14 protein-coding genes are annotated in these 24,854 nt (G+C 69.8%); 11 read left to right on the top strand and 3 right to left on the bottom strand.

Features of this window, described 5'->3' with window-relative positions; genetic code table 11:
* Nucleotides 1–3: 3 nt before the first annotated feature.
* Nucleotides 4–2,904, bottom strand: coding sequence for a carboxypeptidase regulatory-like domain-containing protein (locus CAP_RS46000; RefSeq protein WP_052376426.1), 2,901 nt, complete (start codon nucleotides 2,902–2,904; stop codon nucleotides 4–6).
* Between the two features lie 897 nt (nucleotides 2,905–3,801).
* Here CAP_RS46000 and CAP_RS32320 point away from each other — a divergent pair.
* From CAP_RS32320 to CAP_RS32360, 9 genes are all read left to right on the top strand, one after another.
* A complete protein-coding gene (locus CAP_RS32320; protein ID WP_044247915.1) occupies nucleotides 3,802–5,178 on the top strand; it encodes a hypothetical protein in 1,377 nt (458 codons plus the stop codon).
* A 9-nt stretch (nucleotides 5,179–5,187) separates the two neighbouring features.
* Nucleotides 5,188–7,917 carry a hypothetical protein gene (locus CAP_RS32325; RefSeq protein ID WP_044247917.1) on the top strand — a complete coding sequence of 910 codons (2,730 nt, stop codon included), beginning with the start codon at nucleotides 5,188–5,190 and terminating at the stop codon, nucleotides 7,915–7,917.
* 37 nt (nucleotides 7,918–7,954) lie between these two features.
* Complete coding sequence (locus CAP_RS32330; RefSeq protein ID WP_052376427.1) at nucleotides 7,955–8,443, top strand: tetratricopeptide repeat protein; 489 nt, start codon at nucleotides 7,955–7,957, stop codon at nucleotides 8,441–8,443.
* Between the two features lie 363 nt (nucleotides 8,444–8,806).
* On the top strand, nucleotides 8,807–10,519 hold the full coding sequence (locus CAP_RS32335; RefSeq protein WP_052376428.1) for a hybrid sensor histidine kinase/response regulator: 1,713 nt from the start codon (nucleotides 8,807–8,809) through the stop codon (nucleotides 10,517–10,519).
* A 100-nt stretch (nucleotides 10,520–10,619) separates the two neighbouring features.
* The gene (locus CAP_RS32340; RefSeq protein WP_044247919.1) at nucleotides 10,620–13,013 is read left to right on the top strand and encodes a type VI secretion system Vgr family protein; all 2,394 of its coding nucleotides are present in this window, start codon (nucleotides 10,620–10,622) and stop codon (nucleotides 13,011–13,013) included.
* A gap of 7 nt (nucleotides 13,014–13,020) precedes the next feature.
* On the top strand, nucleotides 13,021–14,019 hold the full coding sequence (locus tag CAP_RS32345; protein ID WP_044247921.1) for a DUF2169 domain-containing protein: 999 nt from the start codon (nucleotides 13,021–13,023) through the stop codon (nucleotides 14,017–14,019).
* Between the two features lie 99 nt (nucleotides 14,020–14,118).
* Complete coding sequence (locus tag CAP_RS32350; RefSeq protein WP_231511811.1) at nucleotides 14,119–18,111, top strand: DUF6531 domain-containing protein; 3,993 nt, start codon at nucleotides 14,119–14,121, stop codon at nucleotides 18,109–18,111.
* Nucleotides 18,112–18,155: 44 nt separating this feature from the next.
* Entirely contained in the window at nucleotides 18,156–18,530 is a 375-nt protein-coding gene (locus CAP_RS46005; protein ID WP_156041332.1) for a hypothetical protein, read from the top strand.
* Between the two features lie 105 nt (nucleotides 18,531–18,635).
* On the top strand, nucleotides 18,636–18,944 hold the full coding sequence (locus CAP_RS32360) for a hypothetical protein (RefSeq protein ID WP_044247923.1): 309 nt from the start codon (nucleotides 18,636–18,638) through the stop codon (nucleotides 18,942–18,944).
* A gap of 72 nt (nucleotides 18,945–19,016) precedes the next feature.
* Here CAP_RS32360 and CAP_RS46010 read toward each other — a convergent pair whose 3' ends face one another.
* Entirely contained in the window at nucleotides 19,017–20,180 is a 1,164-nt protein-coding gene (locus CAP_RS46010) for a DUF2169 domain-containing protein (protein WP_052376430.1), read from the bottom strand.
* A gap of 143 nt (nucleotides 20,181–20,323) precedes the next feature.
* Between CAP_RS46010 and CAP_RS32375 the strand changes: the two genes are divergently transcribed.
* Complete coding sequence (locus CAP_RS32375; RefSeq protein ID WP_156041333.1) at nucleotides 20,324–21,022, top strand: hypothetical protein; 699 nt, start codon at nucleotides 20,324–20,326, stop codon at nucleotides 21,020–21,022.
* Nucleotides 21,023–21,045: 23 nt separating this feature from the next.
* Here the strand turns inward: CAP_RS32375 and CAP_RS32380 are convergent, their stop codons facing one another.
* Nucleotides 21,046–23,169: a DUF2169 family type VI secretion system accessory protein gene (locus CAP_RS32380; RefSeq protein WP_231511812.1), complete on the bottom strand. Its 2,124-nt coding sequence runs from the start codon at nucleotides 23,167–23,169 to the stop codon at nucleotides 21,046–21,048.
* 367 nt (nucleotides 23,170–23,536) lie between these two features.
* Between CAP_RS32380 and CAP_RS32385 the strand changes: the two genes are divergently transcribed.
* On the top strand, nucleotides 23,537–24,613 hold the full coding sequence (locus tag CAP_RS32385; RefSeq protein ID WP_044247929.1) for a hypothetical protein: 1,077 nt from the start codon (nucleotides 23,537–23,539) through the stop codon (nucleotides 24,611–24,613).
* The last annotated feature ends 241 nt before the right edge of the window (nucleotides 24,614–24,854 follow it).

Raw genomic sequence — 24,854 nt, forward strand, 5'->3', positions numbered from 1 at the left:
AGTTCACTTCTTCTCGAGGATGATGAGCTGCACGCGGCGGTTCTTCGCCTTGTTGGCGGGCGTCACGTTCGGCGCGATGGGCCTGTCCTGCCCGTACCCCTTCGCCGTCAGCCGCTCACCGTCCACGCCCGCCTTGACCAGCCACGCCCGCACCGCGTTCGCGCGCGCGTCGCTGAGCTTCTGGTTGTGCTCGCGCCCGCCAGTGTTGTCGGTATGCCCCTGGATCTCCAGCTTGCGGATGTTCGGGCTCCGCTGGAGCACGTCGGCGAGCTCCTCGAGCAGCGAGTTCGAGTCGCCCAGGATCTTCGCCGAGTCGGTCTCGAAGTGGACCTGCTTCGAGATCTTGAGCTCGTTGCCGAACAGCTTCACCTGCGAGATCCTCGGCCGCTTGTTGACGGACAGCGCCGCGCGCGTGTCCTCTGCGACCTTGATGTCGGCCTGGTTGACGTGGTTCATGTACCCCTGCGCCTCGACCTTCATCGAGATCGCACCGGGCGGCAGATCCTTCAACCGGAAGCTCCCCGTCCCATCCGCGGTGACGACCTGCTCCTTGCCGCTCGCGTCGGTGATGCGCACCGTCGCCCCCGCGACGGCCTCACCGCTCTCCGCGTCCTTCACCGTGCCGCTCAGCGCCCCGAGCTTCGGCTCGGCCTCCAGCGGGCACATGATGTCGACGAACGTCGTCCCCTGCGGTGCTGTCGGCGTCTGCGCCCCGGGTGCGCCCGGTGCACCGGGTGCCCCTGGCTGCTGACCGAAGGGCTGCGGCTGACCGAAGGGGTTGGGCTGCTGCGGCTGACCAAAGGGGTTGGGCTGCTGCGGCTGACCGAAGGGCTGCGGCTGACCGAACTGGTTGGGCTGCTGCGGCTGACCGAAGGGCTGCGGCTGCCCGAACTGGTTGGGCTGCTGCGGCTGACCGAAGGGGTTGGGCTGCTGCGGCTGACCGAAGGGCTGCGGCTGCCCGAACTGGTTGGGCTGCTGCGGTTGACCGAAGGGGTTGGGCTGCTGCGGCGGCGCGAACGGATCCTGCTGGCCGGGCTGGCCTGGCTGACCCGGCGCCGCGTTGTTCTGCACCACCGTCGCGGAGCAGGTCCCCGGCTTGTACCCCGCCGCCTTGACGGAGAAGGTGTACGTCCCCGGCTCCAGGTGCCGCGTGACGAAGCGGCCGTCGGGCCCCGTGGCCACCGGCGCCTGCACGCCTCCCTCGAAGCTCACGATCGCCTCCGCGATGAGCGTCTCGGGCTTCCCCTGCTCGTGCACCATGCCCCGCACGAAGCTCTGCGGCGCGGGCACGATCTTCACCTCCGGCGGCGGCGGGGGCGGCGGCGGCGGGGGCGGCGGCGGCACCTTCTTCTCCCGCGTGTCGTACGCGTAGCCGAGCCCGAAGTAGAGGGTCCACGGCGCCTGAGGCGCCACCTCCTCGATGAACGTGCTCGTCGCCGACAGCCCCACGTCGAACCCGAGCATCGCCGACAGGCCCCGGAACGCCTTGCTGAACGGCGTCACCCGCGCGCCGAACGACAGCCGCGAGGGCACTGCGGCGTACCCCGGACCTCCCTGGTTCACCGGATCCGACGAGCTGAAATCGTCGAGCCCGAGGCACACGTCACCGCGCGACACCCTCCCCGTGTGACACTCGTAGCCCTGCCGGTTCACGGGGATGTCCACCGAGTACTCCACGAACGGCTGCACCCAGCGCAGCGGTACCTCGACCCCGAGCGCCATCTGGAAGAAGTCGACCTTGTTGATCCCGAGCCCGAAGCGCTCGATGCGGCTGATGGGCTGCCGATCCCGCCCATCGGTGAACGCCTCCGCCCGCTGCACCTCGATGTCCTCCACGAGGTTGCCGGAGTTGTCGAGCTTGTACCCGAGGTTCAGGTTGGTCCGCAGCGGGAACCCTTTGCCCTGCGGCTTGCGCAGATCCATCGTCGCGAGCCCTCGGAACGCCGCGCTGGTCCCGCCGCCCGCCAGGCCCACCTCACCGGCTCCGTTCAGCAGCATGAGCTGGATCTCGCCGCCGAACGTGAACATCTTGCCGATCTTCGGCGGCGTGAACGCCTTCACGCCGAACGTCGTGTCGCCGAGCACCTGCAGGAGGCTCGGCCGCCCCTGATCGTTGTAGTTCGCGTACGTCCGCAGGTTCGCGTACGCCTCGAGCCACGACAGCGGCGTCGCGTTCAGCGTGAAGAACGCGCCCACGTGGCTCGCCGAGTCCTCGGCGGCATCTGGCCCGCAGGTGATGGGCGCCCCGGCGGGCGTGCTCTCGGCCGGATCGCACAGGAAGCCGCTGGTCGAGAACCAGTCCATCATGAACGCGACCCGGAACGTCCCTGGCGCGCCCGACCCCGCGTACGAGGTGCGCATCAAGCCCGTCGAGCCCCAGTAGTTGGGCGCGTTCATCAGCGAGAGGGCGCGCTCCTCGTCCTCCCACTTCTCGTCCACGGGCTTCTCGGCGTCGGCATCCGCGCCAGCGTCCGCGCTCGCGCTGCCTCCCGCCTGGAGCCCCTCGCCGTTCAGCGAAGCATCTGCGCCGAACGAGAACCCTGCGTCCGCGCCTCCCGGCGGCGGCTGGCCCGCAGGCGGTTGCGGACCGAAGCCCGGCTGCTGCGGCTGACCGAACCCTGGCTGCTGCGGTTGACCGAAGCCCGGCTGCTGCGGCTGGCCAAACCCTGGCTGCTGCGGCTGACCGAAGCCCGGCTGTTGCGGCTGACCGAACCCTGGCTGCTGCGGCTGACCGAAGCCCGGCTGTTGCGGCTGGCCAAACCCTGGCTGCTGCGGTTGACCGAAGCCCGGCTGTGGCTGCTGCGCGCCCGCGGTGCCGGTCAGGGCGAAGATGCCCAGGATCGGGAGCGCGGTGCGGGCGATGCGTCGCGTGTCAGCAAGGGCAGCCTGAAGGAGGGTATGCATCGATCCTCGTGCCTGGTGTGCGAGATCGGTCGAGGGACGTCTCCCGAGACGCCGCCGTGCCCCGCGCGCCGCCGTTGTATCATTCTCTTCGTCTCCGACGAAACAGGCGACATGTTCTGTCGCCATCCCACTGTGAAAGCCGCCATCTCCGGGGGAATCCTCTCGCCATCGCCACAGCCGGTGCCGATGCTCCCCACGTCACCCGTACGCACGCACGAGGGCGCCAAGGATTGTCGCCACCACCCAGGGTTGTGCACATGACAGGCCCACGAGGTCGTGGGAGGAGGTCCGGGAGTCTGTTGGAGGAAGTCCGGGAGTCTGTTGGAGGAAGTCCGGGAGCCTCGTGGAGGGAGCCCGGGAGTCTGTTGGAGGAGAGGTCTGGGAGCCTCGTGGAGGAGGTCTGGGAGCCTCGTCAGGAGGTCCTGGAGTCTGTTGGAGGAGGTCTGGAAGCCTTGTGGAGGAGGCCCGGGAGGCGCGTTGAGGAAGCCTGGGAGGCTCGTGCAGGAGGCCTGGGAGTCTATTGGAGGAGGCCCGGGAGGCGCGTTGAGGAAGCCCGGGAGGCTCGTGCAGGAGGCCCGGGAGGCTCGTGGAGGAAACCTGGGAGGCTCGTGCAGGAGGCCCGGGAGCCTCTCGACGAGGAAGCTCGGAGGCTCGTGCAGGAGGTCCGGGAGGCTCGTGCAGGAGGTCCGGGAGATTCGTGCAGGAGGTCCGAGAACCTCATCCAGGAGGCCCAGAAATCCCTTCGGCGAGGCATCCATACCCCCCGAAAGGGTGCTGGCCGGACGCTGTACGTGCTCTGTACGTGCGCTGGACATGCTCTGGACGTCAGGAACGTGCAGCCTGGCGTCAGGAAGCATCGACGCGCCTGCGTCACATAGGGCAGGATCGGCCCGCCTCATGCTCAACCTCTGTCGCCGTACCCGCCTTTCGGTGTGCGGCACGCTCCTCTCCGCCTTAACGCTGCTCGGGGCGTGCGGTGCACGCACGGAGATCCTGCTGGGGCACGAGGTCTCCGTGAGCCAGGGAAGTGCTGGCGGCACGGGGGGGGATGGGGGGACGGGTGGATCTGGGGGAACGGGTGGGGCCGGGGGAGGACCCATCGACCCTGAGCCCCTGTGTGCCCTCACGCGCTCGTTGCCGGTCCTCTCGGTGGGAGGGGGCGCGTTCTTCCACCAGCGGCAGCCTGACCTGGTCATCACGGGGGACGACCCGTCCCGGGTCACCCTCGCGGCCGAGTGGCGCAGCACGCAGGCGTCGCCCAGCACCGCCTCGGAACTGCGTCACACCACGTTCTTTCCCTGGGTCGAGTGGCCAGAGGGCGGGCAGATCGCGCCGAGCTACCTCGCCCACCTGAGCGGCGGTGGCTCGTTCGCAGCGGACCACGCCGAGGGGAACCCGCTCTCGCTGGCCATGATCGTCTCCCCCGGCACGGCCTTGTTCTCTCCCGAGTTCACCCCGGGGAGCGGCAACATGCCGTCCTTCTTCACGCTCAGCTACCCGGCCGACCGCATCCTCTTCAACCTCGCGGGGGACTCGACGAACCTCCTCGGCATGCAGTGGCAGGTGGAGAACAGCAATCCCCCTGTCTACCGGCAGGTCTACGAGGTCCTGTCGTCGCCCACCTTCGAGGGGGGGTGTGCGAGCGCGCCAGGTGCGGCCGACGCGATCCACATCGCTGGAGGATGGCTCGTCGCGCACGTGCTGTCGGCCACGGAGGACCTCTCCCAGCCGTGCATGCCGGGGAATCAGGTGCGCCCACCGACCATGCTCCAGACGCAGTGGCACCGTGAGGACGACCCTTCGGACAGCTTCATCGCCGTGCCCTTCGACGATCCGCTCCACAGCGGCAAACCGATCCAGCGCATCCAGGTGACACCACGGCCCGAGGGCGCGTGGCTCCTCTGGTCCTACGGGAGCACCGGCATGAGCCCCCTCTCCGCGATCCGCTTGACCGAGCGCGGTGACACCACGGGCGGCATCGCCAGCCTGTTCGCACCCGACACGCCCGGAGCGTTCGCTGCCGCGGCCCTCGGCACCTCGCTCGCCGTGGCGTCGGTGTTGGGCGGAACGAGGATCACCATCATGCTCCTCGACAGGGACGTGCAGCTTGAGAGCCTGGTGGAGATCGATGCGGATTTCCCCGTGGTCGGCGCGCCTTCGCTGATTGGCTGGCCGGATGGTCGAGGGCTCGTCCTCGCGTGGTCCGAGTCTCCGCCAGATGGCTCCGGTGACCGTATCCGGCTGGCGCGTTTCGAGTGTGCAAGTGGAGGGTAAGTAAGGGAGATGTCCAAGCGCGACGTACTGGATTCGCAGCTTGCAGGGAAGTTCGCGTGGCGCATCGCCATGCCGACCGAGCTTGCAGCGCCACCGCCGCCGGAGCCCGTGAAGGCCCCGGCGTCCGCGCCTCCTCCCTCTGCGCCGCCCCAGGCTTCTCCGGAGGCGACGGCGGCCGCGACGGAGGCCGCCGACAAGGAGCGCTGGGCGCGCGCCGATCGCGAGTGCGCGGAGCTGGCCCGCAAGGTGGATGAGGCGTGGCAGATCTCCGACCCCGCGACCCAGGCGGCGGCGACCGCAGCGCTCCTCGACCGCGCCCGCAAGCTCGGCCTCGACCTGTTCGGCATGAGCGACTACCCGCTCGCCAGCGTGCGGCTCTGGCGCCTCGTGGTGCGGCACTACCAGATCCTCCCCGCCCGCGAGCGCAAGCCGGGCGTGCACGCGCTGAGCTTCGCCGCCGCGCCGCCCGACCAGCGCGAGACGGTCGACCTGCTCGTCGAGGTGGCGGAGACGGGCGACTCGTGGCTCGCCTTCATGATGGAGCGCGGGCCGGCCTGCGAGGCCATGGGGCGCAGGCACCCGGAGCTCGGCGCGCGCCTCGCCCGCGTCCTCGACCACGGCAAGACCTGGGCGGCGCGCGAGACGGCGGCGCGCTGGCTCTCGTTCGCCGACCTGCGCGCGGCGATCCCCTCGCTCCGGCGGGCCCTGCGCCGCCCGCACGCGCGCGTGCGCTGGTTCGCGCTGGAGATCCTCCTCGAACGGGCGCCCCGCGCGCTCTCGGCAGACGACGTGCAGTGGCTGCTCGAAGACGCGGTGGATCACCCCCTGCCGCACGGCTTCGGGAGCCGCTCGTACGAGACCGCGGAGGGCTACGCCGACACCCTGGTGACCGCCGTGGCCAAGGTGCGTCCGCCCGAGGGGTGGCGGCCCCTCTCGGTCGTCGCCGATGGCGGCGGCGTGCACATCCGCCGCGATCGCGCCGGCCTCGACATGGGCTGGGCCCTGCGCGCCCTTGCGGCCGGCTACCCGGAGCGGGCGCTGTCCCGCATCGATCGCGAGCTCGCCGGGACCCGGAGCTGGCGGCGCATGGAGGCCGTGGAGGCCGCGGGGCAGCTCCCCGACGAGCTGCTCCGCCCCCGCCTGCTCGAAGCCGCGAAAGGCCCCTCTCACCGCATCATCGAGCGCGCCAAGGCGCTGTGGTTCGAGCGCTTCGGCTCCGAATGTCCCGTGGATGCGCTCGCTGGCGTGTGGACCGAGGTCCTCGCCGAGCCGCCCGGCGACAGGTTCCTCTCGCGGCTGACCGTGCTGCGCGGCGCCTCGGACGAGGCCAAGGGCGCGATGCTGGCAGCGCTGCTCGCCGAGGCTCCGGTCCCCGGGACCCCTGCCGTTGCCGACGGCGACAAGGCGGCGGACGGCGACAAGACGGCGGACGGCGGCAAGCCGGCAGAGGGCAGCGCACCCGGAGGCGAGCGCCCGGAGCCGGAGCTGTCCGTGGAGCAGCGCGAGATCCTCGCCCTCCTCCTCTACAGCCTGCGCGAGCAGGGCACGGCGCACCGGCGGACAGGCCTGCCGAACTCCGAGGAAGCGTGGGCCGAGGCCATCGTGCAGCGCTTCGGGCACCTGGGGTTCGAGGGGCTCGCGGCGCTCTCCGAGCGCGGGGCCATGGCAGGCGTGGACCACGAGTGGCTCGGCGCGCTCGCGGGCCTCGCGCGGCGCAACGTGCTGAAGCCCTCGTGGCACGAGCGGCTGCGCACCGTCGCCGTCAACACCCTCCGCTCCCCCGGGTGGGACGGCGCCACGTCGCCGCTCATCGTGCTCACCCAGGTGGGCGCGCCGCCCGATCTCATCGATCAGCTCTGGTCTCTGGCGCTGGAGCCGTCGAACCCCGACGGCCCCCGCCTGCGCGGCTACACCATCCTCTGGGCCTCCGACGCGCTGGTGGGGATGAAGGACGCGCCAGCGCTCGACGCGCGCATCGCCGCCGAAGGAGAGGCGGCCCTCGTGGAGCGCAGGTGGGAGCGCCTGGAGCGCATCTCGCGGATTGGCTGCCGGAGGCGCCTGCCCGCCGCCTACGAGATCGCCAGGCGTGGCCTCGCGCTCGGCGAGCACGACGCCGAGGCGCGCCCGACCGCGCTGCAGTGCGCGCACAACCTGGCGGAAGCGAAGCAGCTCGATCCGGCGTGGGTGCTGGCGATGCTCCAGAAGCCGGAATCACCGAGCTTCACCATTGCCTCGCGCTTCGTCGGCGAGGACGCCTCGCCCGAGGTGATCGCCGCCATCGAGCAGGCCATGACCTCCCCGGCCCGCGACGGCGCGGCGGCCGCGGAGTCAGCGCGGGCCCTCCTCTGGCGCAAGCGCATCGGCATCGAGGATCCCCGCCTCGACGGCCTGCTGGAGGGGGCCCCTCCGCGCGCGCGCGCCGATCTGCTCGGCTCCCTCGTGCTCCTCGACGCCCCCTTCGCACCCCTCCGCCGGCACTACCACGAGCTCCTGCTCAGCTCCGACGAGGAGTCCGCGGCCGAGGCGTTCGAGGACCTCTACGTGAAGCAGCCCGAGGGGACCTGGGAGCTGCTCGAAGAGGTGCGCCCCCTCGTGAAGAGCGAGGACCTGCGCGAGTCGATCACCTACTACCTCCGCGAGCCCACCGAGGCCGACCTCTACTGGCGTCACTCGGACGAGGACGAAGACGAGGACGAAGACGAGGACCTCGACGACCTGCTCGACGAGGACACCGAGTGACAGCGCGCCCGCGCGCCGGGTCGGCTAGGATGGGAGCATGAGCGAAGAGGAGGAGCAGGCGCTGCACCGCAAGGTCACCGAGCTGTGTGACCGCGGCGATGCGCTCGTCGAGGGCGGGGAGCTCGATCAGGCCGTGGCGCTCTACGAGGAGGCGCTCTCCTTGCTGCCGCGCCCTCTCCACCGCTGGCACGCGGCCACCTGGATCCTCACTGCCCTCGGCGAGACGCTCTACTTCCAGGCGCAGCACCGGGAGGCCGTCTCGGCGCTCAACGAGGCGCTGCAGTGCCCGCGCGGGCTGGGCAACCCGCTCATCCACCTGCGCCTCGGCCAGGCGGCGCTCGCGCTGGGAGATGAGTCGCTGGCCCGCGAGCACCTGGGGCGCGCGTTCCTCGCCGGCGCCGAGGATGTCTTCCAGGGAGAAGAGCCGCGTTACCTGGAGATCGCGCGCGAGGGGGCGCAGACACGGCAAGCGACGGTGCGCACGCCCGACGTCGGCGCGGACGGCGACGGGTCGAAGGAGCCCTGAGCGCAACCCTGCGCGCCGCGCCCGTCGGGAGACCGCCCGACACGATCGCGACCGTCCAGGAAAGCACGCCACTGGGGGAACACGTAAGGGACACACTCCATGGCGCGCGGACAGCCCCGCGCTGCGAAGCGTGCACCGCACCTCGCAGGGTCGCTCGCATGTCGGGCGCGGATCCTCCTTCACCTTGGCGGCCACCGATCCTAGGCTCCGGAGGTCGCTCGGAGGTTGCCCGTGAGCATCAACCAGCCCCCTCCCTCCCCGATCGCTTCCGTTGACGCCACCGTGTCCAGGACGACGTGGGGCGACCGGGCGGCTCAAGACGAGGTACCTCGCAAGCCCTCCGGAGCGCACGAAGGTAAAGTGATGGCGTCGCGACATCAGGAGAGCGCCGGGCCCGGGCGGGTCGAAGGCATCCTGGAGGGACAGAGGCAGGCGCTCGAGCTTGCGATGCGTGAAGCACCTCTCGGCGCGGTGCTCCAGAGCCTCACCAGGACCGCCGAGAAGATCGCGGGCGAGGGCGTGGTCGCCTCCATCCTGCTGCTCGATCGCGACGGCTTGCACGTGCGTCACGGCGCTGCACCAGGCCTCTCCGACAGCTACAACCGCCTCGTCGACGGCGCGGCCATCGGACCGGCGGTGGGCTCCTGCGGGACCGCTGCGTACACGGGACAGACGGCCATCGCGACCGACATCGAGACCGACCCTCGCTGGGCCAGCTTCCGCGGGCCGGTGCTGGAGCAGGGCCTGCGCGCGTGCTGGTCGACGCCCATCCTCTCCTCGGGCGGCGCTGTGCTCGGCACGTTTGCCCTCTACTGCCGCGAGGCCCGGGGCCCGACGCCGGACGACATGGATCTGGTGGAGCGCCTCACCCGCACCGCGGCGCTGGTCATCGAGCGGCATCGCGAGACCGAGGACCGTGAGCAGACCGAGAGGGCGCTGCGCGAGCTCAGGGAGCAGGATCGTCGGAAGGACGAGTTCCTCGCCACGCTCGCCCACGAGCTGCGCAACCCGCTCGCGCCGATGCGGAACGCCCTGGAGATCCTGCGCCTGTCCACCGATCCCGCGGCGCAGGACAGCGCGCGTCACATGACCGAGCGGCAGCTCCGGCAGGTGGTGCGGCTCGTCGACGATCTGCTCGATATCTCCCGCATCAACACCGGGAAGCTCGAGCTGCGCCGGGAGCGGGTCGACCTCCGGGCGGTGCTCCGGAGCGCCGTGGAGACGAGCCGGCCCCTCATCGACGCCGGGAGCCACACGCTCCTCGTGGTGCTGCCCGACACGCCGCTCCACCTCGACGCGGACCCGACCCGCATCGCGCAGGTGATTTTGAACCTCCTGAACAACGCCGCGAAGTACAGCGAGCCCGGGGGGCGCATCACGCTCACCGTGACCTGCGCCGGGGCGGAGGCGGTGATCCGGGTGAAGGACACCGGCGTCGGCATCGCGGCGGACATGCTCCCCCGCATCTTCGACATGTTCACCCAGGTGGACCGCTCCCTGGAGAAGGCGCAAGGAGGCCTCGGCATCGGGCTCACCCTGGTGAAGCGCCTCGTGGAGATGCACGACGGCGCGATCTCCGCGGCGAGCGAGGGGCCCGGCAAGGGGAGCGAGTTCGTGATCAGGCTCCCGCTGAAGGACGGAGCGGAGATCTCGCCAGCGACGATCCGGCCCGCAGCGCCCGACGCCGAGCAGGGAAGCAGGCTGCGGGTCCTGGTGGTCGACGACAACCACGACTCCGCCGAGAGCCTGGCCATGCTGCTGGAGCTGACCGGGCACGAGGTGCGCACGGCCCACGATGGGATCGAGGCCCTGCAGGCGGCGGAGACCTTCCAGCCCGCCCTGATCCTCCTGGACATCGGGCTCCCCGGCCTGAACGGCTACGAGGTGGCGCAGCGCATCCGCGCGAACCCGGCGCTCACCGGCGTGAAGCTCGCCGCGCTGACCGGGTGGGGACAGGCAGAAGACAGGCGCCGGAGCCGCGCCTCGGGCTTCGACTACCACCTCGTGAAGCCCACCGATCCGAACGCGGTGGAGAAGATCATCGCGGAGATCGAGGCCTCGGCGCGCACGCCCTAAACCAGCGATCCCGGACGTCACGGGCGCGGCCCCCCCCGCCCCCGTGACGGAGCGATGGGGTGCGCTAGCATGGGGTGGAAGCCATGGGGAGGAGCGCACCGTGAGCGACGTCGACTTCGCGTTTGCCTGGGAGGGAGCCTCGGAAGCCGTCGGGCCGTTCCGTCACCTGCAGGTGGTGGATTTCCGCGGCAGCGAGGGCATCTCCAGCCTGTACCGCTACGAGGTCACCCTGCTCGCCCGCGAGCCCGCCCCGGAGGTGGACCCCGAGGAGCTGATCCAGGCCCGGGCCACCCTGCGCCTCGCCACCCTCGCCGATCCTGCCTACCGTGTGGTGCACGGGATCATCACCGAGGCGGAGGAGCTCGGGGCCACCCAGAGCGGGATGCTCTACCGTGTGGTGCTCTCGCCGCCGCTCGTGCGCGCCGCGCACCGCACGCGCTGCCGGATCTTCCTGGAGAAGACCACCCGCCAGATCCTCGACGCCGTGCTGCAGGGGGACCCGTCGCTCACCCGGGACGACGGCGCGACGGCGGAGCCGGACGGCGGGGACATGACCTCGTTCACGCCAGCGCGGGAGCGCTACGCCTTCCGGGTGGCGCACAGCGAGCGCATCGACGACGCGGCGACGCGCCCTTACTGCGTGCAGTACAACGAGAGCGATCTCGCCTTCGTGGCGCGCCTCCTGGAGGAGGAGGGCATCAGCTACCACTTCGAGCACGGCGAGGGGGTCTGCCTCCTGGTGCTCGCCGACGCCGACGGGGGCCGCGCCCGCCTCGACCCCTTCGCGCCGCTCGGGCCTGGTCTGAGCAGCCGCGAGATCGCCAGCGTGAAGCTCGGGGCGCGCCTCCGGCCCCGGAAGGTGTCGCTGCTCGACTACAACTGGAAGAAGCCCGCGCTCGACATGGCCGTCGCCACGTCCGACGAGGCGTCGGGCGAGGATCTGGTCGACCACGAGTACCCGGGCCGCTACCCGGACGCGCCCGATCAGGGCAAGCCCCTGGCGCAGGCGAAGCTCGACAGGCTGGCGGTGGAGGCGCGCTACGCGGTGGGGGAGGGGGCGGTGCGCCTGCTCTCCGCGGGGAGCATCTTCATGCTGGAGCACCCGACGCCGCGGTACGAGGGCGAGTACCTGGTGACGCGGCTGGAGGTGCGCGGCGAGCAGCAAGGCGTGCTGCCGCCCGGCGGGGGTGGGGCGCCCGCGCAAGGCGTGCCGTTCGCGGTGCGCTTCGAGTGCGCGCGCCGGGGCAAGAACGGGTCGGCCGCCGAGTCGCGCTTCAGGCCCGCGCGGACCTCGCCCAAGCCCCGGGTGCACGGTACGCAGACGGCGTTCGTGACGGCGGAGCCGAGCGCGGCCGGCGCGGAGATCCACGTGGGCGGGCCGCCGGGCGCGGAGATCGGCTGCGTGCGGGTGAAGTTCCACTGGGATCAGGACGCGGAGCGGCTGGCGAGGGAGCCCTCGTCGTGCTGGGTGCGGGTGAACCAGGTCTTCGCGGGCGTGGGCGAGGGCGCGGTCTTCCATCCCCGGGTCGGGGTGGAGGTGATCGTCGACTTCGAGGAGGGCGACCCCGATCGGCCCATCGTGGTCGGGCGCGTCTACAACGGGCAGAACAGGCCCCCGGGCGGCTCTCCCACGGTGAGCACGTTCAAGACCATGACCAGCCCGGGTGGGGGCAGCTTCAACGAGCTGACCTTCGACGACACCGCCGGAAGCCAGCAGATCAAGATGCACACGCCGATGAACTGGAACAGCGAGGTCGGCAACGATCGGAACGAGCAGGTGTCCGCGAACAGCGGCTCCACGGTGGGCTCGAACCGCAACGAGGCCACCGGCGCCGACCGGAGCACCATGGTCGGCGGGAGCAACGCCGAGATGATCGGCGGCAACGAGTCCACCACGGTGGGCGCGAACCAGCGCGTCCAGGTGGGCGGCAACCAGGCGGTGTCCGTGACCGGCAACCGCGACCTCGCGGTGACCGGCAACCAGGGCCATACGGTCACTGGCAACCGCAACGCCGACATCACCGGCAACGACCAGCTCTCGGTGACCGGCAACCGCAGCGTGGCCGTGACCGGGGCGCAGAAGACCGACTACCAGGCGACCCACGAGGAGAACGTGGGGGCGAGCCAGAAGATCGTGGTCGGCGGCGAGCAGACCATCAATGTCACGGGTCCACAGGGCCTGAAGTCGGCGTCCAGCCAGAAGATCGAGGCGCCTTCGCAGGAGATCAAGGCAGACGGGGTGCAGGCCCTGAAGTCGACGAACCTCACCGTCGACGCCTCGGCCGACGTCACGGTCACCACGCCGACCTTCCTGGTGAACGGCGCGACGATCCAGCTCAAGGGAGACCAGATCCTGATCAAGGGCGGTCAGGTGACCATCGAGGACGGCGAGATCGCGATCAAGGGCGGCAAGGTCACCGTGAACGGCTCACCCATCGAGATGGACGGCGGCGGGCTGGTCCAGGTGACGGCGGGCCTCATCAAGCTCAACTGACCCGCCCATGCGCTTCGCGAACCACACGCCCCTGCCGGCCATCCTGATCCCCAACGCCGAGGAGGACGACCGCATGACGTCGCTCTTCCTCGCGGCCCAGACCTGCCGCATCGAGGGGAGCCGCCTGGTCCTCGCGTCCGCGCAGCGCCCCCTCTTGCTCGACCCGTCGCTCCCGTATCCGCACGACGGCATGCTCCGGAAGGCGACGGCCTCGGTGTGCGCGACGGGCTTCGTGTACCCGCGCGAGGGCCGCGCCCGCGAGGCGCTGACCACCTTGCGGGTCGGCGAGCGCGACGCGGCGATCCTGGCCCTGGGCCCTCGCCTCTGGCAGCGCGGCGCGGCAGGGGGCCTGTCGGCAAGCGCGCCGGTGCCGTTCGATCGGGTGGAGATGGACTGGCAGCACGCCTTTGGGGGCACCGAGGACGAGCCGGCGCGGGTGGTGGACATGGACGGTGAAGAAGCCTTCCTCCCCGCCCACGAGAGCGGCTCCCCCTTCAACCTGGAGGGCAAGGGCTTCCACACCGAGGCCGCGCGGGCCGTGGGTCAGCCGCTGCCTCAGCTCGAAGACCCGGCGCAGCGCATCCAGCGCTGGGACGACCGCCCCGAGCCCGTGTGCTTTGCGCCCTACCCGCTGTGGGGTGGTCTGCGCAGCACGTACGTATGGCACGACGGACAGCTCGATCCAGGCGGCGCGAGCAAGCTCGGGAGCCGCGCCGCGCCGCGCACCACCTTCGAAGCGCTCCCGTCCGGGACCCGCATCGCCCTCGCCGGGATGCGCCCCGGCGGTGAGGCGCTCGTCTTCGAGGTGCCTCCGCCACCCGTCGCGGTGGACGTCGCCGTGGGGGCCCGTGTCGAGCGCGTCCTGCCACACCTCGACGCGATCGACATCGACGCCGAGGCTGGCGAGGTGCGGCTCCTCTGGCGTGCCGAGGCCATCTACGAGCTGATCCAGTACGAGCTGCGGCGAGCGCGTCTCGTCGCCACCAGCGAGTTTCCGCCCGCGTGAACGGAGGGGTCCGTGGCGCACAACTTCCACGACATCAACGGCTGGCTGATCGTCGGCATCGAGCTGCACCAGGGCTTCCACATCTTCCCGCCCGCGCCGATGAAGTTCTGGAAGCTGACCCTGCTCCACCCCTTCACGCTCGGTGACAAGCAGCAGCCCACGGTCCTTTTCAACGGCGTCCCCTCGGTCACCCACCAGCACGAGCCGAAGTTCCTGTGGCCCCACCTGGGGATCATCCCGGACCCGCTGGATGCGCTGACGCCCATCCACATCCTCTTCGGCTCCCACAAGTGCTGGCTGCCGCGGGGCGCGGTGGAGATCTGCGGAGAGAAGGCGACCTGCTGCGTGATCGGCGGGCCGGTGTCCCTCAACGCGGACTGCTGGGACGTGGGGCGGTGGCCGACGTCGCTGGTGCTCAACCCGGGCACGGTGCAGACCACGCCGACCTTCGGCGATTTCGTGATGGGCGCGGTGACGCTCGCCGTGGACCTGGTGATCGACCTGCTCTTCGAGGGCGCCTTCAAGCTCGGTGGCAAGTTCCTGATGAAGCTCGGGAGCAAGGCGCTGAAGCCCCTGCTCAAGAAGGGAAAGGGCCTCGTCCAGAAGGGCATGAAGGCCGCGGCGAAGAAGATGGGAAAGGCGGGGCGGGGGCTCGCGAAGGGGGCGAAGTCGCTGAAGGGGAAGGCGGCGTCGGCCGCGAAGAAGGCCAAGTGCTTCGTCACCGGGCACCCTGTGGATGCTGCGTCCGGCACCGTCGTCGACGCCAAGGTGGACCTGACGCTTCCGGGGCCGGTCCCGCTGCTCTGGGAGCGCCACTACGCATCCTCTCGGGCGCTTGATCGATCCTCGCTGGGGCGCGGCGGGTGGACCCACAGCTTCGAGCAATGGATCGAGCGCACGGAGGAAGGGATCGTCTTCCGTGACGAGGAGGGACGCGATGTGCGCTTCCCGGCGCTGCGGGCCGGGGAGAAGGCGTTCCACAGGGCAGACAGGCTCACGCTCGCGGCGAACGACGACGGCACGTTCACCCTCCAGAACCACATCCACCGGACGACCCGGGTCTTCGCGCCGCAGGAGCCCGAGGGGCGTGCCCTGCTCACGGCCATCGGCGATGCGTTCGGGAACGCCATCCGGCTGGAGTACACGGGTACGAAGCTGCGCCGGGTCATCGACACGGCGGGCCGGGAGGTGCGCGTCAAGCTGACCCACGGCGGGCGCATCGCGCGGCTGGAGGTGTGGGTCGACGATACCCTGGAGCAATGGGTCGATTACGCCTACAGCCGGATGGGCGAGCTCGCGAGCGCGACGGACGCGCTGGGGTACAGCGAGCATTACGCCTACGACGAGGATCACCGGATGGTGAAGACCACGCTGAAGAACGGCGTGAGCTTCTACTACGAATACGACCCGGAGACCGGCTGGTGCAAGAAGAGCTGGGGTGACGGCGGGCTGCACACGGTGGAGCTCACGCCGGACCTGGAGCAGCGAATCACCTGGCTGACCGGGAACGACGAACCACGCATCCTCCACTGGAACGAGGACGGCCTCGTGGTGCGGGAGGAGACGCCAGATGGGTGCGTGCTCAGGACGCGCACGTACGACGCGGATCATTACCTGGTCGCCGAGGCGAACGGTGCTGGCGAGACCAGGAGGTACGAGTACGACGAGAGAGGAAACAAGACGCGGGAGGTCGACCCCGCGGGCAACGTGACAGCATGGGCCCACCATCAGGACCAGCCTGTCATGCTGGTTAGTCCCGAGGGACTGGTGACCACGTACGAGTACGATTCGCGTGGATCCATGACGGCAATGGTTCAGCCGTCGGGTGTTCGTCGCACTCTCTCGTATGATGAACTGGGGCGTCCAACCGAGGTGGCGTACCAGGGAAACCGACTCGCAGCGTTCCAGTTCGATGCGCATCACGACTTGGTCGAGGAGATCGACGCGCGGGGCGCGAAGACACGCTACAAATACGACGGTTTGAGCCGACCACTGTCGCGCACCGACGCTCTCGGTCGGGTTACATCGGTCGAATACGATGTGCTGGGTCGACGCATCGTGTTGCGCCGGCCCGACGGCACCACGTTGCTTTCGACATACGATGCCTTGGGTAACCCGGTGCGTGTGACTGACGTGCTCTCGAACGTCACACACATGGAGTTTGCCGGGACGGGCGTGCTCGTGAAGCTGGTGGAGCCAGACGGCCGTACCTGGCGGCTCCGGTACACCCAAGGAGAGAGGCTGCGGAGTGTCGAGAATCCCCGCGGTGAGCTGCATGTGTTCACCCGCGATGCGGTCGGTCGCATCACGAGAGAAGCCACGTTCGATGGGCGGGTGATTGATTACGAGTACTCCAGCGCTGGAGCGCTCTCGCGCATCAACTACCCGGACCGCAGCTTCCGGGCATTCGAGCATGACGCGCTCGGGAACATCGTACGCGAGCTGTCGAGTGACGGATGCATCACCTTCCAGAGAGATCGCCTGGGGCGCTTGCTCGGTGGACTCAGGGAGGAGGACGGCCGTACCGTCATGACGGCCTTTGAGCGGGATCCGCTCGGTCGGATCATCGCCTGTGTCCAGGATGGCCAGCGAATCGCGTATGCGGTCGACACCCAGGGACGGCGTGTCGAGCGGATCATGCCCGACGGCGCGAGGACTCAGTATCGTTACAACACGCGTGGTGACGTGGTCGGGGTGTCTCACGACGACCGCGAAATCGCGATCGAGCGTGACTTGCTTGGTCGTGAAGAGACGCGATGTGACATGTCCGGGCGGTTCAGCATCCGGAGCGTCTACGATTCCATGGACCGCATCATCGAGCAGCGCGTCGAGGCGGGCTCTGTGGTGGGCCGCGCCCCGTCGCTCCTCGCCCAGCGCCTCTGGCAATACGATCCGTTCGGCAGGGTGAAGCTCGTAGAGGACGGGCGATGGGGAGCCACAAGGTATCGCTATGACGCCGTGGGTCAGCTCCTGGAGGCGAGGAGCGACGCTGCTCAAGAAGTCTTCTCCTATGACGCAGCGGGAGCCCTGCTGAATGTTTTCCGAGGGCTGGAGGTGGTAGCCGAAGGGGAGGCAGGTAACGAGGGCTGGGAGATAGGGAGAGGCAACCAACTCCTGCGTTCCGCAGAGGCGACGTACGCCTATGACCTGCGAGGACGGCGATCTTCCAAGGTCGAGCTTCGCGAGCACGCTGGGCCAGGGAAAACCGACTACATCTGGGATTGCCGGGACGGTCTTCGGGAGGTGAGGCTACCCTCGGGAAACCGCGTGGTCTTCACCTGTGACGCGTTCGGGAGGAGGGTGCGCAAGCAGGTCCTGGATGCGCACGGGGTAGAGCAGTACGCGGTCGATTTCATCTGGGATGGCGACGTGGTCGCGGCTGATGTCGATAGCAGACATGGCACAAGACATTTCGTTCACGCGCCAGGCAGCTTCGTCCTGCTGCTTCAAGCAGAGCGAGGTGAGGTGTTCAGCTATGTGAACGACCACGTCGGGGTTCCCAAGGAGCTGCTCGACGCGTCAGGGCAAGTCGTCTGGTCTGCTTCGCATACTGCGTGGGGACGCATCGCAGAGGTGCATGTGGATCCGGAGAATCCATCGCGCGAGGCTCGCAGCGTTGCTTCTCCTTTTCGGCTTCAGGGTCAGTACGAGGACGAGGAGACTGGCCTGTGTCACACGAGGTTCCGGTATTTTGACCCGGATGTGGGAAGGTGGTGCAGTCCCGATCCACTTGGGCTCGCAGGCGGAAATGATCCGAATGGTTGGGACATCAACCCCGTCAATTGGGTCGATCCTCTCGGCCTGCTCCCGAACCTCCCGGCGAACCCCGATGATCTCCTGGACGATGGCTGGGAGGAGGTGACGCACCCGGAGATGGCGAAGAACTCGAATCGCAGGGAATTCTACAATCCCGACCTGGGCTACAAGGTCGCGTTTGACAAGGGTGTGCCAGGGGAAACCGGATTCGAAGCCGTCGACCATTATCACGTCTACAATCCCAATACGACCGGTAAGGGCGATAAATTCCTAGATGCCGCTGACAACCCGGTCCCCAAAGGCTCGAAGGCCTCTCATATACTGCCCAACTGCTGATGAAACCATCCGACGTTCCTCGAAAACTGGTTCTTCATGACTCCGTGATCAACTCCATCGATCATGATCCAGTGGCTCATACGCTGCGAATCGAGATCGAACTCTGTAATTACATGCAGAAATGGTACAGAGACTCCGAGCCGGAGATGGTGAGGGGAAGCCTCCTGTTCTCTGCGGTGGCGAGTGTTCGCGCAGAGCCCGACCTCGCTGGGCTCGCATGGAGTGAACAATTCGATGGTCAGATCTTGCGTGTCACGTCCGTGGACGGTTCGCCTGCGGAGATGGAAACGCTGAAATTCGCCATTGAGACGAGTGACTACCGCACGAAAGAAGAAGGAATGCTCATCCTCGAGGTATCCGCCGGGGAGTGTATCTGGCGCGGTGAGCAAGGAGCTGGACTGCTAGAAAGCAGTTCCTGATTAATGAGAGCCGTCTGATCGAATTTATTCTGGTGCTGTCGGTGGAATGCCGGTCTCCGCAGCGCTGTACACTCTGAACGAAGGAGTGAATGGAGTGAGGACGGCATGACGGAGCAGGAAGCGATAACCATCGTGGTCGAGGGGCTCGTCGGCGCGCGGAGCATTCCGGTCAAGCTGCGCGCGAGGGAAGGGCTGGATCGTGAAGGGGTGGCGCAGGTGAAGGAGGCGCTGCGCTTTCTCGCCGAGCAGTGGGAAGGGAGACCCGATGTTCCCAGGCAGGTAGCGCTCGCGTTCGTGGACATCGGGAGCAACATCACCTGGGCTCAAGGTGGGTACACGGAGCGGGAGCAGGCGGAGATCGAGGCGGCTGGGATGGAGCTGACGGAGCTGGGGCTGGCGCTCTTCGACGGCTGATGCACAGGAGGGAGCGCCCGAGGTGGGATGCGGTGATGTTCGTGCAGGAGACAGGGGAGGAGACCTGCTTCGTCACCGCCAGGTGAAGCCGAGCTGGGTCTCGGCGAGTTGCTCTTCGGCGAGGGGGGCGACGAGGCGGACGGCCCCGCACCAGGTGAGGGAGACGGTTTGCTGTTCGCCGTCGATGCGGACGGTTTGCAGCACGGCGTCGGGGGTGAAGACCTTGGGGACGCCGGGGGGGCGCACGGTGATGGTGGGGCGCTCGCCGGGGAGGGTGAACTGGAGCTCGGGGTGGCCGCGCACGAGGTGCTTGAGGATGACCAGCTCGTTGCCGCGGAGGCGCTCGGAGGCGAGGCCGGGAACGGCGCCCTGCACGTGGCGGGGGAGGATTTCGTTCTTGAGGAAGGGGCCGCGGAGGTCGTCGCCGTCGGGGAAGGCCATCTCGCGGATGGGTTTCGTCGGGGGGTCGTGCTCCAGGAAGGCGCCGAGGCTGCGCATGATGCGGGGGTACCAGGTGTGGGGGACCCAGCCGAGGCCGGCAGAGGCGGGGGCGTCGAGCCAGGCGAGGGGGGAGGGGACGAAGAAGCGGGAGGGGGTGAGGGGGTCGCCGGGGTCGTCGATCTGGGGCAGCAGCTCGCCGTCGGCGCGGTCGCGGTCGACGTCGATGAAGTAGGCGCGGCCGACCTTGTTGCGGGGGTAGGCGAAGACGCCTTCGTCGCGGGGGGAGGGCTCGATGCGGCGGCCGTTGCGGCGCTCGGGGGGGTCCAGCTCGTCGTGGGCGTAGGCGTCGTAGCCGCCGTAGGCGAGGTCCCAGGTGAGGGGGACGCTCTCGAAGGGGGCGGGGTCGGGGAAGTGGACGTCGCCGTCGAGGGTGACTTCGACACGGCGCTCGCCGAGGACCTTGAGGACGCGGGCGCTGCGTCCGACGGCGACGCCCACCATCAGCTCCTGGACCTTCCCGGGGGCGTGCGCCTTGCTGCCGGTGACCACCACGTCCGTGGCCGGCTTGGGGGGGAAGAGGTCGGTGTCTTCGCGGAGGGTGCGGTAGCGGTCGTGGGGGTCGACCTCGATGTCAGGGTCGAGGGTGAGGGGGAGCTGCGCGTCGGCGAGCTTCACGCGGCCAGGGGCGAAGGCGTAGGTGCGCCGGGCGATGCAGACCAGCCACAGCTTGCTGTCGGCGCTCTTCATGCACGCCACCCGCTGCGTCAGGGCCAGGGAGGGGGGTGTGGCGCTCATGAGGCTCGGGTCCGGGGCACGATCGACGGGTATCTGCCCTGCGCCGGGCGCGCAAGATGGGCCCGAGCCAGGCGGCCTTCAGGGCTGTAGCCGCGCGCGTCGGGGTCCGCGCCCGCGGGGGCCGGTTGCGCTACGATGCTCCCGTGAAGGACGCGCGCGCTACGGCTTTGCTGCCCGATGGTTCCGTGGCTCCCGCGGCGACTGAGCCTCCTGCGGGGGCGCTCTCGCCTGTCGCAGGGGCGGGGGCGGGGGCGGGGGCGCTCGCAGCGGCGACGTCGGCGGAGAGCGGAGGGGCAGCGCGGGTGGTGCCGCTGGGTCACGGGCGATCGCTGGAGATTGCCGAGGAGGGGGCGGAAGAGCGCCTCCAGGTTCGCGCGGCGGAGGGGCAGATCTTGCTCTCGATCCGGCTGACCAGCGAGGGGCCCGTGCTCTCGCTGGAAGGGGTGTCGCTGGAGATCAGCGCTGCGAAGGCGCTGTCCCTGGGGTGCGAGACGTTGCGGATCCAGGCGGCGCAGGATGCGTCGATCGAGGTGGGCGGGAGCCTGCGCGAGCAGGTGCGCGGGAGCGTGGTGCGCGAGGCCGGGCGGAGCGCGCGGGTGACGGCCGCCGAGGTGACGGTGGAGGCGTCGCCCGGAGGGGTCGCGATCCGGGCCAACGACGACGTGGATCTCGTGGGGGAGCGGGTGCGGCTCAACTCGGAGGATCCGCCGATGCCGCTCACCCGGGAGGAGTTCCTGGAGCGGCAGGCGCTTGTCAGGAGCCGGCCCGAGCCTGCGGCGCTGATGATCCCGCCCGATGCGGCGCTCGGGGGTGCGGGCAGGGGTACGCCTTCGTCCGGCTGATGTGAGCGCGGAGGGCTGGCTGCTCAGTCGGCCCTGAGCTTGGGGAGCAGGGCCATCAGCTCGGTGGAGAGCTTGGCGTCTCCTGCCGCTTTCCGGGTCCAGACACGCACCACGGGCATCAAGGCTGGGCGCTGGATGTGGAGCGCGTCGAGCGCCTCGCTGGCCTCGCCGCGCTCCAGGGCGACGGCGAGCCGCGCGTACTCGCCGAGGGTGATGGGGCCGCGAAATCCCTCGACGGCGGCGACGTAGGCAGTGTCGTGCTCGGCGCGCAGGTGGCCACCCCGTGCGCCATCCTTGTCGAGCGCTGCCTGCCAGGAGCGCGCGATCGAGGTCCAGGTGCCCTCGCTCATCTCGTGCGCGCGGAGCACGTCGGCGCGCGCGGTGCGACCCTCGGCGAGCTCCGCAGCGATGGTGGCGAAGCGCTGAACCGAGAGCTCCGGGAGCGGCGCAGAGGGGGCCGCCGGGGGGCCAGGCTCGGTGCGGGGGGAGGGCTTGTCCGCTGCGGAGGGGAGTGAGGGGGACGCGGAGGCCTGGGGAGATGGAGGCGGTGGGGCGAGGCCGAGAGGTGGGGCGAGGCCGAGAGGTGGGGCGAGGCCGAGAGGTGGGGCGAGGCCGAGAGGTGGGGCGACTTCGGGGCGCGGTGTGAGGTCGGGCGAGGAGGTGAGGCGCCGAGGTGGTGCGTCCTCGTCCAGGTGGGCGGGCTGGGTGCTCGGCGGCAGGTCGTCGGGGACGAGTGTCGAAGTCGAGGTGCCCGGGATCGGGGCGCTCTGGGGGAGCGGTGCGGGCTTCCAGAGCGGCGCGGGCGCGGGGGTCACCGTGGGCAGTGCCGCGTGGAAGGGGAGAGGATCGGAGGTGGCGGGGACCAGGCCGGGATCGAGGGTGCCCGTGCCAGGGAGATGGGCGCTGAACGAGGGAAGCGTGAGCCGCGCCTCCCGTCCTTCAGGGCGCGCAGGAGCTGGCGTGGTGGCTGGGCAGGTCGCTTCGGAGGGCGCGGCGAGGGGAGGGGGCTGACCGGGCACGTCTCCCGCCATGGCCGCCGGTGGCGCTGCATCCCCGCCGCTCGCGGCTGCGGTGAACGGCAGCGGGGTGGGCTTGGCCTGCGCGAAGGGCAGCGTGGCCGCCGCCGGGTCGTCCTGTGCGAGAGCCGGGACCAGGGTCACGGGGCCATCCTCCGCGGGCGCTGGTCTGTCGGAGGCGCGTGGGCGCGTCATGGTGACGAGTACCGTCCCTTCCTCGTCCGGGTGGCGCAGGGGTACGGGGCCACGCCAGGTGAGCGTGCAGAGGCCTCGGTCGGCGTCGATCCACAGGGTGTCGCAGCGGAGCCGCACGTCGACGGGCTCCGCCTTGTCGCGGTGCAGGGTGGCGCGAGGGAGGACAGGCTCCAGCACGGTGGTGAGCAGGGAGTGCTCCGGGTGCAGGTAGTCGAGGACGAGGCGCAGGCCGTCGTCGAGCTGGTCGAGCTGTTGATCGGGGGGCGCGGCGTTGAAGTAGCCGGCGTCGATGCCCTCGGGGAACGGCTGTCGGGTCCAGGTGTCGTCGCGGAAGGTGGCGGCGTGGTGGCGCAGCTTCGTCACCCGCTCGGGCCAGGAGGGCGCGAGCGGGCCGAAGCCGGCGGGAGGGATGCGATCGGCGGGGCCGAGCAAGGGGGTGTTCGGGAGGAGCAGGTTGGGGGCCAGCCGGTGCGTCTGGGTTCCGGTCGGGTGGCCGGAGGGCACGCCCACGGGGTTCCAGGTGTCCGGCCCGCCGGCGGCGCGCTCCCAGCGGAGCGGCATCCTGGAGAAGGGGGCGGGGGCGGTGAGCTTGCCGTCGGGTGACCAGGTGCGGTCCCCGTGCACCTCGATGCGCTTGTCCACGCGCGTGTCCACGCCGCTGACGGCGAGGCGGGTCACGAGCTTGCTCACGATCTCACCCTGGGGCGCGTGCGCGTGGCCGACGAGGAGCACGTCCACGCGGCGTTTGAACGGGACCTTGTCGCTCGGGGCCCAGAGGCTCGCCCGGGGGTTGTCGTGCCAGTGGGCGTCCGCCTCGAAGGGGCGCTCCTGCACGGCAGCGAGCGGGGAGGTGCCCGGCCAGAGGGTGAAGGTGGCCTTGCAGATGACCGTCAGCGCGAAGGCCTCGGGGCGCGGCTGCCAGAGGAGGGAGGTCACGCCGAGGGAGCATGCCGAGGTGACGTGCACAGGGAGAGTCTAGGCTGCCAGACCCCGACCGAGGAGGCCCTGGCTTCGGGGAGTGCAGGTCCCCGCCCCCGCGAGCGGCGGAGGGACGTCGTCGACCGGTGGAGAACCGAGGAGACTCGAAATTCTTTGGTCGACAAGACCTAGCTTATTCGTGGTTGGTTTCTTCGTTTGTACGGTCATCACTGGATTGACCGAGGCGAGCGCTTGAGGCACTTGTTTGAATAGACCAGTTGAACTAGTCAAACAGAGTGCCCCGGTACGCGCGTCACCTCGCGTCGCCGCTCGTCCCGCCGTGGAAAAGCGCGGAGTGGGTGCTCGTGTGCCTGCAAGGAGCCCCATGCGACGACTGTCGATCCTCATCGCCTCGCTCTCTCTACTTCTCGGTGGCTGCAACGACGGCGACACGCAGGCCGGGACGTCGGGAGATCCTCCTGGCGAGGGTGGTCCGCCGCAGAGCTTTCCGGTGTTCCAGCCACCCGTGCTCGAATGTCGCGCGCCGAGCGAGGGAGAGCCCCCGGGGCAGAGCGACGGGGGTGAGGTGTGCACGTGGACCATGATCTCCGGCTGTACGGAGCCAGGCCGGAAGTTCGCGGAGTACACCTCGTGCGATCCCGTCTACACGCAGCGTCCGTACCGGCCGGTGGCGCCGCCGGAGCCGTTCGCGGAGCCTGACCCGCGCATGGCGGATCCGGCGTACGTCACGGAACTCGGGTGGGTGCGCGAGCAGGTGGAAGCGTGCGCGTGCGTCTGCTGTCACCAGCAAGGGATCACCCCGAAAGGTGCGGCCGTCTGGGATATCGACGCGCCCGGCAACTGGATGAACACCTTCTCGGCCTACGGCCTGGCGTTCGCCGGTGGGTTCATCGACTCGTCCCTGCTCGGGGCCTACCCGGCGGAGGAGAACAACGGCTTCGATCGCGCGACGACGGGGTTGCCGTCGACGGACCCGGCGAGGATGGCTGCCTTCTTCGCGAACGAGCTGGCGTACCGGGGGCAGTCGCCGGAGGACTTCGCCGAGGCGAACCCGACGCCGGAGTTCTTCTACCAGCAGTCGATCTACGAGCCGGAGGCGTGCGCCGAGGGCGAGGGGATGAGGGCGGATGGGACGATCGCCTGGAGCGGCGGTCCAGCGCGCTACGTGTATGTCCTGGAGTCGGACGCGGCGAACCCCGGGGTGCCGCCGAACCTGGACCTGCCCGAGGGGACGCTCTGGCGGCTCGATGTGGACCCCGACGCGGCTCCGCTCGCCCCTGGCAGCGTCCGCTACGGTGAGATCTCGGGAGGCGCAAAGCAGGGGTTCCCGGCGGCAGGGGCAGCGGCTCCTCTCACGCCGGGGGCGACGTACTACCTCTACGTGCTCGCGGACGTGGGGTTCCCCTTCACCCGCTGCCTGTTCACCTACGAGGAGAGCTGAAGAGCCGAGGGAGCGCGCGGCCAGCACGCGCACGTCTCCGCCTGCCTTTCGTCGGCACGACCGCGCGCGCTAGGATGGGGCCGGTGAAGGCCCGATGCTGCGTGTAGCCCGCTGGTTCGTTGCCATGGCCCTGCTTGGGTCAGGCGGGTGCATCCTCGACTTCAGCGGTCTCTCGGGGGGGGCTGCGGGAGAAGGTGGCTCGGGCGCGAGCGGGGGCGGGGGCGGGGGCGTGAGCAACGTC

Source organism: Chondromyces apiculatus DSM 436, from assembly GCF_000601485.1.
Classification (GTDB): Bacteria; Myxococcota_A; Polyangia; order Polyangiales; family Polyangiaceae; genus Chondromyces; species Chondromyces apiculatus.

Coding starts and splice junctions, on each gene's coding strand:
- CAP_RS32350 (WP_231511811.1), top strand. CDS start 14,119: ATGAAGTTCTGGAAGCTGACCCTGCTCCACCCCTTCACGCTCGGTGAC.
- CAP_RS32330 (WP_052376427.1), top strand. CDS start 7,955: ATGAGCGAAGAGGAGGAGCAGGCGCTGCACCGCAAGGTCACCGAGCTG.
- CAP_RS32360 (WP_044247923.1), top strand. CDS start 18,636: ATGACGGAGCAGGAAGCGATAACCATCGTGGTCGAGGGGCTCGTCGGC.
- CAP_RS32335 (WP_052376428.1), top strand. CDS start 8,807: ATGGCGTCGCGACATCAGGAGAGCGCCGGGCCCGGGCGGGTCGAAGGC.
- CAP_RS32345 (WP_044247921.1), top strand. CDS start 13,021: ATGCGCTTCGCGAACCACACGCCCCTGCCGGCCATCCTGATCCCCAAC.
- CAP_RS32385 (WP_044247929.1), top strand. CDS start 23,537: ATGCGACGACTGTCGATCCTCATCGCCTCGCTCTCTCTACTTCTCGGT.
- CAP_RS46000 (WP_052376426.1), bottom strand. CDS start 2,904: ATGCATACCCTCCTTCAGGCTGCCCTTGCTGACACGCGACGCATCGCC.
- CAP_RS32325 (WP_044247917.1), top strand. CDS start 5,188: ATGTCCAAGCGCGACGTACTGGATTCGCAGCTTGCAGGGAAGTTCGCG.
- CAP_RS32320 (WP_044247915.1), top strand. CDS start 3,802: ATGCTCAACCTCTGTCGCCGTACCCGCCTTTCGGTGTGCGGCACGCTC.
- CAP_RS46010 (WP_052376430.1), bottom strand. CDS start 20,180: ATGAGCGCCACACCCCCCTCCCTGGCCCTGACGCAGCGGGTGGCGTGC.